Raw genomic sequence first — 15,270 nt, 5'->3', positions numbered from 1 at the left:
AATGGATCAGCGCGCGCCCGGGGACCGAATCGGACTTTCTGACGAAGCCGGCTGCGGCCCGGGATTTTCTACGTGATCCGCCAACGTTGGAGGCGGGCCCCTGCGGCTGATCCAGCCCTCGGTGCCCCGGGAGAAATCCAGGTTTGGCGTCGCCACCGGAATGCCAAAGCTCCAGAACACGATATCGCCGAAATCCTCTCCTGCCTGGCCTATCGTCGAGCCGGACAGGGTGCCTGTACCCGTGGCCGTCACTGCGACCGTCTGTCTTGGAAAATTGTTCAGAACGTACCGCCCGGCACTGTCGGTCGTGGTGGTGGCTGTGACCGTTGGGTCCTCGGTGAGTGCGGCAACGACCGTTGCGCGCGCCACAGGATTGCCGGGTTCATCCACAACTTTTCCTTGTACGGATGCAGTGCCGGCCCAGATGGCAGTCCTGAACACCACCAACGCGCCCTCGGCATCTGACCCATAGACCGAGACCGGGTTTATGCCATCTTTCAGCGCAGAAGCTACTGTCAACATATCGCCATCAACGCGCAGAGTTGCTACGTCTACGATGGACCTATTCACGTAGACGGTATACATCGACATGTCAGTGGATAGAACCGCTCCACTGGCCTTGAATTGCACTGGACCACCCTGATGCTGAAGCGAATTGCTGCTGCGCACATGCTCCAGATTCATCTCAGACCACGGCGCTTCCCGTTCATTGGGATCAGGTCCATCGAAGACGCTGGCTGCTGGCGGTGTTTCCACGGTTTGCTCTCGTCCATAGCAGCCCGCCATGCCAGCCACTACGACCAGTGCCATGCCCGGCAATAGCACCTTCTGCAAATTGGCCCTCATCGAAGCCTCCCGGCATCCGCGCATTTGGTGTCCATGATGGGTTTGGCCGCAGTCTGGGACTTAAAGCTGACCCAGCAGCCTTACCCCTCCAGTCCAGGCATGCTCCAATGAAAATGCGTGTCATGACCAGCGTAGTTTCGGATGACATGATCGGCCCTTCGTCCATCAGCGAGCGTTACATCCTTGTACGCGTCATAGAACGCGTTTCGGGGGCGCGGCGTATGCGAGACATAGACCAACTTCACCTTTTTCCCAACGCCCGGCGTGTTCAACATTGCAATCATTTTGGCCGCAGCCGCCGCATCTCTGGCGCTGTACCCGGAATACCATCCATCGGCATCCCCTCCGGAGGTATGCGAACGATGGTCGGGCGCAAACGAACCGGCATTCATATTGCTGAAGTCCCCCCAACTCGCGTTCACGGAACTGCATATGTCGCGCGTTGCAGCTGTCAGCCAATCATCCCCTCCTCTATGCGCATCCCGGCCGCCGTAGCGCTCGCCGCCTGTCCAACGTACCAGCAATGGAACCTGGCCCATTTCTTTCTCGGCGGTGCTGCCATCGTCGGCTTTTGCCACCAGCTTCAGCTTCAACGGACCGTCATGTGTAGAGTTCACTGCGGCAAGCTCCTTGGCAGGAATTTCAAATGCCAGTTGAGCGGCCGAGAGTTCAATGCCGGATGCTCCAAAAGGTTTGTAGAGCTTCGAGTTCAACGAAGTGGCAAGCTGGCCCCTGGCTTTGACGACACCGTCTTGCTGTACATGAAGCTCCAATGAAGAAAGCTTTGCAGCGGCAGGCCCCATGAGCTTGAGCGTTGCATGGACACGAGTGGTGGCACCGAAATATGGATGATCGGTGGCACTCAAATATTGAAGTGTGGAATTGTCGATATCAAAAAGACGGGCCTGTGTAATCGACAGCGAGCTGGGCTGCATGTGATCGATAATTACGACCGAATCCATGGCGCCATCTTTGACATTGGCCAAGGTCACTTCGACCCGAACAGGCGAGCCTGCAGCGGCTAGTTCCAGCGTCAAATCCTTCCATGCTGTTGATCCGCTGGAGTCGAAGGCGGCTGCTCCGAGCTCGTTCATCGAACCGCGTTCAACCGCTTTTTGCCCACCTTTGCTGTTCAACGTGATTTGGAATGCGTCGTTGTACGCTGAACCAAAGTAGGTTGGAAATTCAGTAGTCTGGAAGCGATAGCGCATGCGAAACGTCTTGGCATCTGCGGGCGGTATGAACGTATGAGAAGTGGTAATGGGTCCCATGCCGCTCGTGCTCAGTCGCAGGCTTTTTCTTGTGACGGCTTGCGCATGCGCTGTCGAGAAAGGGCTCCAGCGCATGAACTGGGAATAACTCGCTGGTGAAGGCAAGGCCGACTTGGGGCCTGGATTCTCGACGTAATCCTCCAGTGTCGGAGGCACGCCATTGTGATTGATCCAACCTTCCGTGCCCCGGGAAAAATCCAGATTCGGAGTCACCGGAATGCCAAAGTTCCAGAACACAAGATTCGGAAACTCCGTCCCAGCCACACCCGCTGTCGAGCCAGACAGGTCCCCTGACCCGGTAGCTGTCACGATGACAGTCCGGCTCGGGAAATTACGCAATACATACCGGCCAGCGCTGTCTGTTGTCGTGGTGGCAGTGACCTTTGAATCATCCGCAAGTGATCCCACCACCGTCGCGCCAACCACTGGGTTGCCTGCTTCATCGACCACCCTTCCTTGTACGGGTGCAGTTCCTGCCCAGATGCTGGCCCTGGCTTCGATTGGAGCGCCTTGCGCATCGGGTGCATAGACCAAAACCTGATTCCTGCCGTTCTTCAACGCAGAAGTCATGGTCAGCTGATCGCCCTGGACCAGGAGATTCGCGCCATCCACTATCGAATCGTTCAAATAGACCGTGTAGCTCGACATCTCAGTGGATAGCGCCGCACCACTGGCCTTGAATTGCACCGGTGAGCCTTGCCCCTGCAGCGCATCGCTGCTGCGCACATGGGTCAACTCCATATCCGACAGCGGCGCTTCCTGCTCATTGGGATCGGGAGCATCGACCACAGCTGCCGGGGGGGAGTGGGTGCGATCTTCACGTCCATCGCAGCCCACCATGCCAGCCACCACGACCAGTGCCGCGCCCAGCGACAGTGCTCTGTACCACCTGGTTTTCATCGCAGTCTCCCGGCACCAACGTCTGCGGCGTCGATGCATTGCTTGCCCAGAGTCCTGAACAAAAATCTAGTCGCAATCGTCGGGAATACAAGCTTGAAAGAACGAAGGTTTCAAGGTGACCGGGAGTCAACGCCCGAGGCTACTGCTGCGCCTGCTGCACGAAGTTTGCAATCAGCGGCGATGCGTCCGCGCTGCGGTGCGCCACCGCCAGGCTGACCGTGGCGGGGTGGTTGCGCAGCGCGCGGTAGACCACGCCCTTGAAGCGCAACTGGCGCATCGATGCCGGCACCAGCGTGACACCCAGCTCGGCGGCCACGGCGGCCAGGATGGAGACGATCTGCGTGGCCGACGGCCCGAGCATCGGTTCGAAGCCCGAGCTGCGGCAGGCGGCCACTGCGGCATCGAACAGGCTGGGGCCCAGCGGGCGCGGCGTGAGGATGAAAGGCTCGGCGCGCAGCGATTGCAGATCGATGCGCGCGCCCGCGCTGGCGGCGGGATGGGCCGCGGGCAGCGCGGCAATCAGCGCTTCGTCGGGATAGCGGTGGAAGCGCAGATCCTCGGCATCGAGGCCGTCGGGGCGCACGAAGGCAATGTCCAACCGGCCGCTGCGCAAACGCTCGACCAGGGTCTGCGAGTTGCCCTCGTCCACCGTCAGTTCCACCTGTGGATAAGTACGGCGGTAGGCGCGGATGGCATCGAGCACCACCGGATTGAGCGCCGACGAGCCGGTGAAGCCCACCTGCAGCAGGCCGATCTCGCCGCGCGCCGCACGCTGCGCCGCGCGCACCGCATCGGCGGCGCGGGCGGGCAAGGGCTGCACGCGCTCCAGAAATGCGCGGCCCGCATCGGTCAGCACCGCGCCGTGCGGCACACGCTGGAACAGCGGCGTGCCGACCTCGGCTTCGAGGTCCTTGATCTGCAGGCTCAGCGGCGGCTGGCCGATGCCCAACTGCGCCGCGGCGCGCGTGAAATTGCCTTCCTGTGCCACGGCGAGGAAGTAGCGAATGTGGCGTAGCTCCATCTGGTATTTGTAATGGATATTGAGATCCATGCAAGCATATATTGGACAAATATCAGGACAAACCCTAGATTCGGTATTCCATTTCTACGCGGCTTGTCCGCATCGCCGGTATGTCTTGCGCCATCGCTCGCCCCTCGCTGGAGGCGAGCCCATCGTCCCCTGTTTCCGCTGCGCCGCACCAGGGCATTGCCCGCCATACGCCCGAATATCTGCGGGCCCAATGGGCACTGTTTCTCGCCGGCTTTGCAAGCTTTTCGCTGATCTACTGCGTGCAGCCGCTGCTGCCGGCATTTGCGCAGACCTTTGGCATCACGGCGGCGCAAAGTTCGCTGGCGTTGTCATTGACCACGGGGCTGCTGGCCGTTGCCATCGTGCTGGCGGGCGCGTTTTCGCAGGCACTGGGCCGGCGCGGGCTGATGTTCACGTCGATGGCATTGGCCTCTTTGCTCAACATTGCTGCCGCGGTGGTGCCGAGCTGGAATGCGCTGCTGGCGGCCCGTGCGCTCGAGGGCTTGGTGCTGGGCGGCGTGCCTGCCGTGGCCATGGCCTATCTGGCCGAGGAGATCGACCCGCGCCACCTGGCCCGGGCCATGGGCCTGTACCTGGCCGGCACCGCCTTTGGCGGCATGACGGGCCGCGTCGGCATGGGGCTGCTGACCGAGTGGGTGTCGTGGCAGTTTGCGCTCGGACTGCTGGGCGGGCTGTGCCTTCTGTCCGCCATCGGCTTCCTGGCGCTGTTGCCGCCTTCGCGCAATTTCACGCCACGCCCTGGGCTGCAACTGCACTTCCATCTGCAGGCCTGGGGCGGACACCTGCGCAACCCCCAGCTGTGGTCGATCTATGCCGTGGGCTTCACCCTCACGAGCATCTTCGTCTCGATGTTCAACTACGCCACCTTCCGGCTTGCAGGCGCGCCTTATGGCCTGAGCCAGACGCAGATCAGCCTGCTGTTCCTGGCGTTCGGCTTCGGCATGGTGGCATCGTCGACGGCCGGCCGGCTCGCGGAACGCATGGGCCGGCGGCCGCTGCTGCTGGCCGGCTTCGCGCTGATGCTGGCGGGCATGCTGCTGACGCTGTCGTCTGCGCTGCCCGTCGTGTTCACCGGCATTGCGCTGGTGACCACGGGGTTCTTCGTCGGGCATGCGGTGGCCAGTTCCTCGGTGGGTCCGCTGGCGGGAGCCACCAAAGGCCACGCGGCTTCGCTGTACCTGCTGTTTTACTACCTGGGCTCCAGCGTCGTCGGCTCGATCGCGGGCTGGTTCTGGCAGCACGGCGGCTGGAGCGCGGTGGTGGCGCTCACGGCCGCGCTGGCGCTGCTGGGCTTGGGCCTGGCGTGGAGGGGGCGCGGGTTTGCGGCCGCAGGCTGAAACCTGAGACCGCGCGCGGCTCAGACGGTGCTTGCGGAGTGCTGCAGCGACGGATGCGCCGCGAAGTACGCGGACATGGTTCGAAGCAGCCCCGCGATGTCCTTGCGCACCACCTCGAAGTCGGCATTGCGCTCGCGCGATTCCTCGTCCATGTAGATCGGGCGGCGGATCTCGATCTGCATGCTGTGGCGCTGCAGCGCGGGCTGGCCGATCCTGGCGATCAGCTGCACGCCCTTGTAGGGATCGTTGCGCGCCACGGTGTAGCCGCAGCCGCGCAGGTACTCCTCGACCAGCGCGACGAATGCCGGCTCGCAGGTCGTGCCGTCGCGGTCGCCAAGAACGAAGTCGGCCAGGGGCTTGTCGCTCTTGATCTGCAGGCGCTCATAGGCGTTGTTGGGCATCGAGTGCAGGTTCAGATGCCACACCGCGCCAAAGCGCTGGTGCGTGCTCTCCACCACCGCGGCCAGCGCCTGGTGGTAGGGCTGGTAACAGCGCGCGATGCGCTGCTGTACCTCGGCCACCGACAGCAGGCGGTCGTAGATCGGCGTGTTCTTGACGGTACGCCACATCAGGCCCGAGCCCAGGCGCGTTTTCTCGCTGGGGTTCAGGGGCGTGGGCCAGGGGCTGGCCAGCAGGTTCGGGTCGATATCGTCGAGCGTGCGGTTCAGGTCGAGATAGCTGCGCGGAAACAGCGCCTCGACCAGCGTTGCGCCCAGCTTCGGCGCATCGCCCCACAGCGCCTCGACATGGGTGTCCTCGGCGGCGCGCAGCAGCGCGCGCGGCACGGCATGGCCGAAGTCGTCGGGGTACTGCACGCCGCTGTGCGGCGAATCGCAGACCAGTGGAATGGCCACGCCTTCGGGCGCGTGCAGCCGGAACATGGCAGAGGTGTGCTGCATGCTCATTCCACCGAAATCTTCGCCACCTTGGCGACGTTCTTGTAGCGCTGCACGGCCTGCTCGATCTGCGCCTGGAACTGCGCCGAGGTGCCGGGAATGAGCGTGGCGCCGGCCTCTTCCATCTTGCTGATGAAGTCGGGCTCCTTCATGGCCGTGTGGATCGCCTGGTTGAGTTTCTTGACGATGGCCGGCGGCGTGCCCGCGGGCGCCACCACGCCGAACCAGCCGCCGTTGCCCATCTGCGGGAAACCGAGTTCGCCGTAGGTGGGCACATCGGGCAGCGCGGGCGAGCGCTTGTCCGAGAGCACGGCCAGCGCATGCAGGCGGCCGGCCTTGATGTGCGGCAGCGCCGAAGGCAGGTTGTCGGTGATCGCATCGACCTGGCCCGCCACCGCATCGTTGAGCGCCATGCCCGAGCCCTTGTAGGGCACGTGCAGCAGCTTGATCTTCGCCAGGCTCGAGAAGTACTCGACGTTGGAGTGGCCCAGCGAGCCCGTGCCCGGCGAGGCAAACGTGATCTTGCCGGGCTCGCTCCTGGCCAGCGCGAGGAAGTCCGCCATGTTCTTCGCCGGGAACTTGCCGGTGACGGCCAGCACGCTGGGCACCGTGGCCACGTTGCTCACCGGCACGAAGTCCTTGACCGGGTCGTACTTGAGACGGCTGCCATAGGCCGCGACGTTCGAGCCATGCGTGCTCATCGTCGCCATGCCCAGCGTGTAGCCGTCGGGCTTGGATTTGGCGACCATGTCCATGCCCAGCGAGCCGCCCGCGCCAGCGCGGTTTTCGATGACGATGGCCTGGCCCAGCACGCGGGCCGCGTATTCGCCGATCAGGCGCGCCGCGAGGTCGGTCGAGCCGCTGGCGGCAAACGGCACGATCAGCTTGATCGGGCGGTCGGGGTATTCGGCCTGCGCGGCGCTGGCGCCCAGGGCGGCAAAGACGGCCAGCGCGAGCGCGGCCGAGCGGCGGGAAAGAGGGAAGATGGGCGTGGTCATGGAGGCCAAGTGTCGGGCGCGGCGCCGAGGGCGCAAAACGACAAATCGGCACTGAGCATGACGGTTGTGCATACTCGCACTGCCGCGGGGCAATCACGCCCTGGCCCAGAGACCCCTGCCCCATGCGAATGCACTCGCCCTCGATGTCCGAACTCCATGCCTTTGCCACGGCGGTGCGCCTGGGCAGCTTTTCCCGCGCGGCGGCCGAACTCTGCGTCACGCAGAGCGCGATCAGCCGGGCCGTGGCGCGGCTGGAGCAGCATTACGGCGTGCCGCTGATCAAGCGCAACGCGCATGCGCTGTCGCTGACCAGCGTGGGGCGCGAGTTGCTCGACGCGGTGCGCGCGCCGCTGGGCGCGATCGAGGAAGTCAGCGCGCGGCTGCGCGTCATGCCCGCCGACCGGCCGCTGCATCTGGCCGTCGTGCCGACCTTTGCCAGCGTCTGGCTGATCCCGCGGCTGCGCAGCTTCCAGGCGCTGCACCCGGGCATCAAGCTGAACTTCGTGCCCTATAGCAAGGGCGAGGATTTTTCCGGCAGCACGCCCGATGCCGCCGTGCTCACCGGCCTGGGGCCAGAGGAGTGGCCGCATTGCAGCTGCGACTATGTGATCGGCCGCGAAATGGTGCCGATCTGCCACCCCGCGCGCCTGCAGCAGCGATTGGCGCAAGGCGCCTGGCGCGCGCCCGGCGATCTCGCGCAGGAGCCGCTGCTGTACCACACCACCGCGCCCGGCAACTGGACGCAATGGCTGCGCGCCGCGCAGGCCGGGCGCCAGGCGCCCAATCTGACCACCGCATTCGACCAGGTCTCGATGCTGATCCAGGCGGTGATTGCCGACATGGGCGTGGCGCTGGTGCAGCGCTGCCTGGTGAAGGAGGCGCTGCAATCGGGCGCGGTGGTGGTGCCCTTCGATCTGCCGATCTCGCTGCAGCGCGGCTACTACCTGTGCGCGCCGCACGACCGCCGGCCGCGGCCCGGGTTTGCGCAGTTCCGGCGCTGGCTGCTGGAGGCGGCTGGGGAGGACATTCGGGGAATGGGGATGGGGGAGCGGCGGGACTAGAGGACAGGACGTTCATGGTTCGACCGTCTCGCCGGCCCACGCACCCCGCACAAAAACCGCATATCCATCCAATAAAAACCAATCACTTGCCTTCACCAGCGACACACGACAAAACCAAGAACCAGATATCCAATTCCTCTTTCCTTCGTTCCTGGCCGGCCCATGTTTTCTTAATCTTCATCGACCACTGCATGAAGGACCGAAGCCATGACCAGAAGACTCGCCAGCAAGGAATCATCGCGCTCTGCCGCCGTCAAATCGCGGCTGGATTTTCCGGTCATCGACACCGACGTGCATGTCAACGACTACACACCAGCGCTCGAGGATTACGTCCAGCACTACGGCGGCAGCGCGCTGGTCGACGCACTGCGCAAGGCGCTGGGCGGGCGCTTTGCCACGCGCTCGGCGGCGGGCAAGGACTGGTACCAGCAGACGGCCGAGGAGCGCCAGCAGCACCGCACGCTGCGCGCGCCCTGGTGGGCACGCGTCACGCGCAATACGCTCGATCTGGCGACCTATACGCTGCCTGATCTGCTGGCCGAGCGCCTGCAAGAGCAAGGCGCCGACTACTCGGTGCTGTTTCCCAACGATGTGCTCGCGCCGGCGGCTGCCAGCGATGAATTCCGCCAGCCGCTGCACCGCGCCATCAACCATTTCCATGCCGACCAGTACCGCAATATGCGCACCGGCTCACGCCCGTGGCCGGCATTCCGCTGAACACGCCGCAGGAGGGCATAGAGGAGCTGGAATTCGCGGTGAAGACGCTGGGGCTGAAGGTCATCAACATTGCGGGCGGCGTGCGCCGGCCGATTCCGGCGATTGCCGCCAAGTACCCCAAGGCCGAGCACCCCGACGTGGCGCGGCATGCCAGCTATACCGACTTCTACGGCATCGACAGCCCGCATGACTACGACCCGTTCTGGGCCAAGGTGGTGGAGCTGGGCGTGCCGGTCACCACGCACTACGGCAGCCAGGGCTGGACCGGGCGCCAGTCGATCAGCAACTACATGTTCAACCACATCGGCCACTTTGCCGACGGCTCGCAGGCGTTCGCCAAGGCGCTGTTCTTCGGCGGCGTGACGCGGCGCTTTCCCGGGTTGCGCGTGGCGCTGCTCGAAGGCGGTGCGGACTGGGGCGCGCATGTCTACACCCACCTCGTCGACCGCTTCGAGAAGCGCAACCGCCAGGCGGTGCAGAACTACAACCCCGCGCATGCCGACATCGAGCTGCTGGCCGCCTGTTCGAGCAATACGGCGCCGAGTTGACCAAGGGCCGGCCGGTGAACAAGGAGACGCTGCTGCGCGACAGCCTGGGCGTGTCGGCGCTGCCGCACAGCCGCGAGCCCGAGGGCGACGAACTCGATGACTTCCTGGCGGCAGGCATCGAGAGCGCCGATGACATCCGCGAGCGCTGGGTCAAGCCCTTCTACTTCGGCGCCGAAGCCGACGACCGCACTGTGGCCGCGGCGTTCAACACCAGGGTCAATCCGCTGGGCACCAAGATCAACGCCATCTGGTCTTCGGACATCGGCCACTGGGACGTGCCCGACCTGACCGAGCCGCTGGCCGAGAGCTGGGACCTGGTCGAGCAGGGCGTGATCAGCGCCGACGACTTCCGCGCGCTGGTGTTCGAGAACCCGTACCGCTTCTACACCGAGGCCAATCCCGATTTCTTCGTGGGCACGGATATCGCCGACAAGCTGGCCAGGCGCTGACGGCACCGGCCCATCCATGGATGGCTTGGCGGGCTGGAAAGTGCGCCATTCATCCTTCGATCCTTCGACAAGCTCAGGACAGGATCAGGCTCAGGACGAACGGATTCTTCCTGAGATTTCGCCCATTTTCAAACCCCTGGCACCCGCATATGCGCGGCGCCCGGCTCCTCTTTCGCCCAAAGGAATTGCCATGACCGTCTCCTTCACTCCCGGCCGACGCGCCACCTTGCTGGCCTTCGGGCTGCTTCTCGGCACGCTCGCGCATGCCGCGCCGCCCGAAGTCATACGCATCGGCGTGGCCACCGCGGGCGGCGGCGAGCCCGTGACCTGGGGCGGCTCGTGCTGCGCGCCAACCAGGCGCTCGAAGAGGCCTTCAAGGCCGACGGCATCCGCGTCGAATGGCTGTTCTTCAAGGGCGCGGGACCGGCGGTGAACGAGGCGCTGTCGAACAAGCAGATCGACTTTGCCTACCAGGGCGATCTGCCCTCGATCGTCGGCCGCTCCAACGGCCTCAAGACCAAACTGCTGCTGGCCAGCGGCGCGCGCAACAACCTCTATGTGGTGACGCCGCCGCAGTCCGACATCAAGGACCTGAAGGATCTCAAGGGCCGCAAGGTCTCGCTGTTTCGCGGCACCAACGGGCACCTGGTGGCGATCAACGCGCTCGAGGGCGTGGGCCTGGCCGAGCGCGACCTGAAGGCCGTCAATCTCGACACCGGCAGCGCGCAGGCGGCGCTGGTGTCCAACGGCGTCGACGCGGCGTTTGGCGGCTATGAATGGTTCAAGGTGCGCGACAACGGCCTGGCCAAGGTGATCTATTCCGCGCAGGGCAAGGACCCTTCGCTGACGCGCCAGGCCTCGCTGCTGGTGCGCGAGGATTTCGAGAAGGAACATCCGGCGCAGGTGCAGAAGGTGGTGGACCAGTTCGTGCGCGCGGCCGATTGGGCGTCGGATGAGAAGAACCGCACCGCGCTGTTCCAGATCTGGGCGCGCAGCGGCACGCCGCAGGCCTCGTGGGAAGCCGAATTCGACAAGCAGGACCTGGCGCTGCGCAACTCGCCGCTGCTCGACGAATTCATCGTCGGACGCTACAAGGCCGTGGCCAGCGATGCGCTCAAGCTCAAGCTGATCCGCCGCCCGATCAGCGTCGACGGCTGGTTCGAGCCGCGTTACCTGCAGACGGCACTCAAGCAGCAGGGCCTGGAAAAGCGCTGGCAGGCGTTCGATGCCAAGGGCGTGGCCAAGTCGGCGGGCGGCACGCCCGTGGCGCAGCGCTGATCCGCCATGGCCAATACCCTCTCCTACCCCGCGGCCACACCGGCCGCACGCGGGCGCCAGCGCCTGGGCGGCGTGGTGCGCACTGCCGAACCCTTTGTGCTGCCGATCGCGCTGTTCGCGCTCTGGGCCGTGGGCGCGGCCCAGGGCTGGATCCCGGCGCAGGTGCTGCCCTCGCCGCAATTCGTCTGGGAAACGCTGAGCGAGCTGGCCACCAGCGGCGAGCTGTGGCTGCATGCCCAGGCCAGCCTGCAGCGCGTGCTGGTGGGCTTTGTCGCGGGCAGCGCGCTGGGCCTGCTGCTGGGCGCGTTCATGGGCCTGTCGAAGACCGTCGAGGCCTATCTGCTGCCCGCGTTCAACGCGCTGGTGCAGATTCCCGTGCTGGGCTGGCTGCCCTTCGTGCTGCTGCTGGTGGGCATCGGCGAGCCGCTCAAATACATCCTGATCGCCAAGGCCGCGCTGGTGCCGGTGACGCTGGCAACGCTGCAGGGCTTTCGCCAGACGCCGGCCGCGCTGCTCGAGGTCGGCGATGTCTACGGCTACACGCGGCGCCAGCAGGTGCTGGAGATCGTCGTGCCCACCGCCGTGCCCACGCTGTTCACCGGGCTGCGCCTGGGCTTCACCAAGGCCTGGCTGTCGCTGGTGGTGGTGGAGCCGGTGGCGTCGAGCGAAGGCCTGGGCTACCTGATCGTCTACGGGCGCCAGCTGTTCCAGCTCGATCTGGTGATGGCCGCGGTGATCATCGTCGGCGCGCTGGGCTATGCCATCGACCGGCTGCTGGACCTTGCCGAAGCCCGCGTCGCGGCGCGCCATGGCGCGCGCACCACTGCGAAAGGACTGCTGTGAGCACCTCGCCTTCTTCCCTGTGCGCGCGCTGGCGCGGCCTGGTCGTGCCCGTCGTGGCCATCGCGCTGTGGGCGCTGGTCTCGAAGCTCGACCTGGTCAACTCGGCGCTGCTGGTGTCGCCCGCCAAGGTGCTTGACACCGGCTGGGAGCTGGTCCGCAGCGGCCTGCTCTGGCTCAACCTGCGCGCCAGCCTGGCGCGCGAGCTGACCGGCTTCGTGATCGGCACCAGCGGCGGCCTGGTGCTGGGCGCGCTGCTGGGCCTGTGGCCGCGCTTCAACCGCATCGTCGGCCCGAGCTTCAACACCTTCAAGCAGATCTCGCTGTTCGCGTGGATTCCGCTGATCTCGGTGTGGTTCGACCTGGGCGATATCGCCAAGGTGGTGTTCCTGTCGCTGGCGGCGCTGGTCCCGGTCGTGGTCAACACCGCCGACGGCATCCGCAACACGCCGGCCGCGCTGCTGGAAGTCGCGCGCGTCTACGGCTACACGCGCGCCCAGACCGTCTGGCATGTGGTGCTGCCCTCGGCCGCGCCGTCGATCTTCACCGGCATCTACCTGGCGCTGGTGTATTCGTGGCTGGCGACGATAGGCGCCGAATACCTGCTGGTGTCGGGACGCGGCGTGGGCAATCTGCTGATCGAAGGCAGCGAGCATTTCCGCATGGACCTGGTGCTGTTCGGCATGGTCACCATCGGCTTCGTCGGCTGGCTCATGAACGCCAGCGCGCGCATGCTGGAGCGCGCGCTCGCCCGGCGGCTCGGCCGCTGAAACCTCTCACGTTCCCGAAGGCATATCCCATGACCACCACCCTTCTTGCAGATGATCTGCACATCCACGTGGCCTCCAAGCGCTTCGACAGCACGCAGTCCAGCGACGGCAGCCTGCAGGTGCTGCAGGACATCGACCTGGAACTGCCCGCGGGCGAATTCGTCAGCATCGTCGGCGCCAGCGGCTGCGGCAAGTCCACGCTGCTGCGCCTGGTGCTCGGACTCGACACCGCCTACGACGGCCGCATCGCCATCGGCGACGAAAGCATCACCGGCCCGGGCCTGGACCGCGGCATCGTGTTCCAGGACCACCGGCTGTTTCCCTGGCTCACGGTGGAGCAGAACATCGGCGTCGGCCTGCGCAACTCCACCTTCAACGCACAGCAAAAGCGCAAGCTGATTGCCGAGCATGTGGCGCTGGTCGGCCTCGAAGGCTTCGAGAAATCCTTTCCGCACCAGATCTCGGGCGGCATGGCGCAGCGCGTGGCGATAGCGCGCGGGCTGGTCAACCGCCCGCGCGTGCTGCTGCTCGACGAGCCGTTTGGCGCGCTCGATGCGCTGACGCGCGCGCGCCTGCAGGGCGAGCTGCAGCGCATCTGGCAGAAGGAGCGCATCACCATGCTGCTGGTCACGCACGATGTCGAAGAGGCGGTGTTCCTGGGCGACCGCGTGGTGGTGATGCAGCCGCACCCGGGCCGCATCCGCCGCATCGTGCCCGTGAACCTGCCGCACCCGCGCAACCGCAGCGACCCGGAATTCATCCGCATCCGCGACGACGTGCTGGCCGACTTCCTGGGGCGCGGCGCGGACGGCGTTGGCCCCAGCGATGTGCCGCCGCCCGCGCAGCCCGTGGCGGCTGCCGACCTGTCCAGCGGGCGCATCCGCTTTGCCTGGTGATTTCCACTTCCACCGAAAGCCTTCCATGACCACCAAGAAGCAGATCAAGCTGGGTGCCTTCCTGATGCAGACCGGCCACCACATCGCCGGCTGGCGCCACCCCGGGGCCCAGGCCGATGCCGGCGTCAATTTCCGCCATTACGTGCAACTGGCGCAGAAGGCCGAGGCCGCGAAGTTCGACGCGGTGTTCCTGGCCGACGGCGTGGCGGTGCGCTCGGAAAATCTCGAGGCGCTGGCGCGCACCGCGCGCAGCGACCAGTTCGAGCCGCTGACGCTGCTGTCGGCCCTGGCCGCCGTGACCGAGCGCATCGGCCTGATCGCCACCGCCTCCACCAGCTACCACGAGCCCCACAACCTGGCGCGCAAGTTCGCCTCGCTCGACCAGATCTCGGGCGGGCGCGCGGGCTGGAACCTGGTGACGTCGGCGACCAAGGCCGAGGCGCTGAATTTCAACCGCAGCGACCAGTTCGCGCATGCCGACCGCTACCGCCGCGCCGCCGAATTCCACGACGTGGTGACCGGCCTGTGGGACAGCTGGGAAGACGACTCCTTCGTGCGCGACCAGCAAAGCGGCAGCTACTTCGATGCCAGCAAGTTGCACCCGCTGAACCACAAGGGCCCGCATTTCCAGGTGCGCGGCCCGCTCAACGTCGCGCGTTCGCCGCAGGGCCGCCCGGTGGTGGTGCAGGCCGGCGCCTCCGAAGACGGGCGCGAGCTGGCGGCGCGCACCGCCGAGGTGATCTTTGTCGCGCATCAGACCTTTGCCGAGGCGCAGAGCTTCTATGCCGCCATCAAGGCCCGCGTGCAGCACTACGGCCGCCATCCCGACGACGTGAAGATCATGCCCGGCATCTTTCCCGTGGTCGGCCGCACGCAGGAGGAAGCCGAGGCGAAGTTCGAACAGTTGCAGTCGCTGATCGATCCGGTGGTCGGGCTCTCGCTGCTAGCGGGCATCTCGGGCGGCGTGGACTTGTCGGGCTATCCCGTCGACGGCCCGCTGCCCGAGCTGCCGCCCACCGAGGGCCCGCAAAGCCGCCAGCGCCTGCTCATCGATCTCGCGCGCCGCGACGGCCTGTCGATCCGCCAGCTGTACCTGAAGATCGCGGGCGCGCGCGGCCACCAGCAGGTGGTGGGCACGCCCAAGACCATTGCCGACCAATTGCAGCAATGGTTCGAGGAAGGCGGCGCCGACGGCTTCAACATCATGGGCCCGTGGTTTCCCGGCGGCCTCGACGACTTCATCGAACTGGTGCTGCCCGAGCTGCGCCGCCGCGGCCTGTTCCGCACCGAATACGCGGGCCGCACGCTGCGCGAGCACCTGGGCCTGGCGCGGCCGCAGCACCCGGCGGCGCTGGCGCGCGCGGCGCGCGCCGAACAGGCTCTTGCGGCCTGAAATGAAGACCGCCCGCCCG

Annotated in this window: 11 protein-coding genes and 2 pseudogenes; 8 read left to right on the top strand and 5 right to left on the bottom strand. The window is 65.8% G+C overall.

Annotated features, from left to right (window positions below; translation table 11 throughout):
* Positions 1 to 6 precede the first annotated feature (6 nt).
* From HUK68_RS19335 to HUK68_RS19325, 3 genes are all read right to left on the bottom strand, one after another.
* Positions 7 to 846 carry a carboxypeptidase-like regulatory domain-containing protein gene (locus HUK68_RS19335; protein ID WP_175505670.1) on the bottom strand — a complete coding sequence of 280 codons (840 nt, stop codon included), beginning with the start codon at positions 844 to 846 and terminating at the stop codon, positions 7 to 9.
* An 80-nt stretch (positions 847 to 926) separates the two neighbouring features.
* Positions 927 to 3,017, bottom strand: coding sequence for a carboxypeptidase-like regulatory domain-containing protein (locus tag HUK68_RS19330; RefSeq protein ID WP_175505669.1), 2,091 nt, complete (start codon positions 3,015 to 3,017; stop codon positions 927 to 929).
* Between the two features lie 139 nt (positions 3,018 to 3,156).
* A complete protein-coding gene (locus tag HUK68_RS19325; protein WP_279614231.1) occupies positions 3,157 to 4,068 on the bottom strand; it encodes a LysR family transcriptional regulator in 912 nt (303 codons plus the stop codon).
* 80 nt (positions 4,069 to 4,148) lie between these two features.
* On the opposite strand from HUK68_RS19325, the gene HUK68_RS19320 reads away from it, so the two are divergent.
* Complete coding sequence (locus HUK68_RS19320) at positions 4,149 to 5,405, top strand: MFS transporter (protein ID WP_175505668.1); 1,257 nt, start codon at positions 4,149 to 4,151, stop codon at positions 5,403 to 5,405.
* A 20-nt stretch (positions 5,406 to 5,425) separates the two neighbouring features.
* Here the strand turns inward: HUK68_RS19320 and HUK68_RS19315 are convergent, their stop codons facing one another.
* Positions 5,426 to 6,304: an N-formylglutamate amidohydrolase gene (locus HUK68_RS19315; protein ID WP_434082451.1), complete on the bottom strand. Its 879-nt coding sequence runs from the start codon at positions 6,302 to 6,304 to the stop codon at positions 5,426 to 5,428.
* Between the two features lie 2 nt (positions 6,305 to 6,306).
* Entirely contained in the window at positions 6,307 to 7,299 is a 993-nt protein-coding gene (locus tag HUK68_RS19310) for a Bug family tripartite tricarboxylate transporter substrate binding protein (protein WP_175505666.1), read from the bottom strand.
* Between the two features lie 122 nt (positions 7,300 to 7,421).
* On the opposite strand from HUK68_RS19310, the gene HUK68_RS19305 reads away from it, so the two are divergent.
* From HUK68_RS19305 to HUK68_RS19275, 7 genes and pseudogenes are all read left to right on the top strand, one after another.
* Positions 7,422 to 8,360: a LysR substrate-binding domain-containing protein gene (locus HUK68_RS19305; protein WP_175505665.1), complete on the top strand. Its 939-nt coding sequence runs from the start codon at positions 7,422 to 7,424 to the stop codon at positions 8,358 to 8,360.
* Between the two features lie 207 nt (positions 8,361 to 8,567).
* Positions 8,568 to 10,074 (top strand): annotated as a pseudogene (locus HUK68_RS19300) (amidohydrolase family protein).
* Between the two features lie 190 nt (positions 10,075 to 10,264).
* A pseudogene (locus HUK68_RS19295) lies at positions 10,265 to 11,352 on the top strand (ABC transporter substrate-binding protein).
* Between the two features lie 6 nt (positions 11,353 to 11,358).
* Positions 11,359 to 12,195, top strand: coding sequence for an ABC transporter permease (locus HUK68_RS19290; RefSeq protein WP_175505664.1), 837 nt, complete (start codon positions 11,359 to 11,361; stop codon positions 12,193 to 12,195).
* On the top strand, positions 12,192 to 12,962 hold the full coding sequence (locus HUK68_RS19285) for an ABC transporter permease (protein ID WP_175505663.1): 771 nt from the start codon (positions 12,192 to 12,194) through the stop codon (positions 12,960 to 12,962). Before HUK68_RS19290 ends, HUK68_RS19285 begins: the two co-directional genes overlap by 4 nt.
* Before the next feature lie 29 nt (positions 12,963 to 12,991).
* A complete protein-coding gene (locus tag HUK68_RS19280; RefSeq protein ID WP_175505662.1) occupies positions 12,992 to 13,858 on the top strand; it encodes an ABC transporter ATP-binding protein in 867 nt (288 codons plus the stop codon).
* A gap of 25 nt (positions 13,859 to 13,883) precedes the next feature.
* A complete protein-coding gene (locus HUK68_RS19275) occupies positions 13,884 to 15,251 on the top strand; it encodes an LLM class flavin-dependent oxidoreductase (RefSeq protein WP_175505661.1) in 1,368 nt (455 codons plus the stop codon).
* The last annotated feature ends 19 nt before the right edge of the window (positions 15,252 to 15,270 follow it).

Origin of the sequence: Comamonas antarctica (genome assembly GCF_013363755.1) — a bacterium.
Taxonomy (GTDB): domain Bacteria; phylum Pseudomonadota; class Gammaproteobacteria; order Burkholderiales; family Burkholderiaceae_C; genus Comamonas; species Comamonas antarctica.
This window is presented reverse-complemented; position numbering and strand designations above follow the sequence as displayed.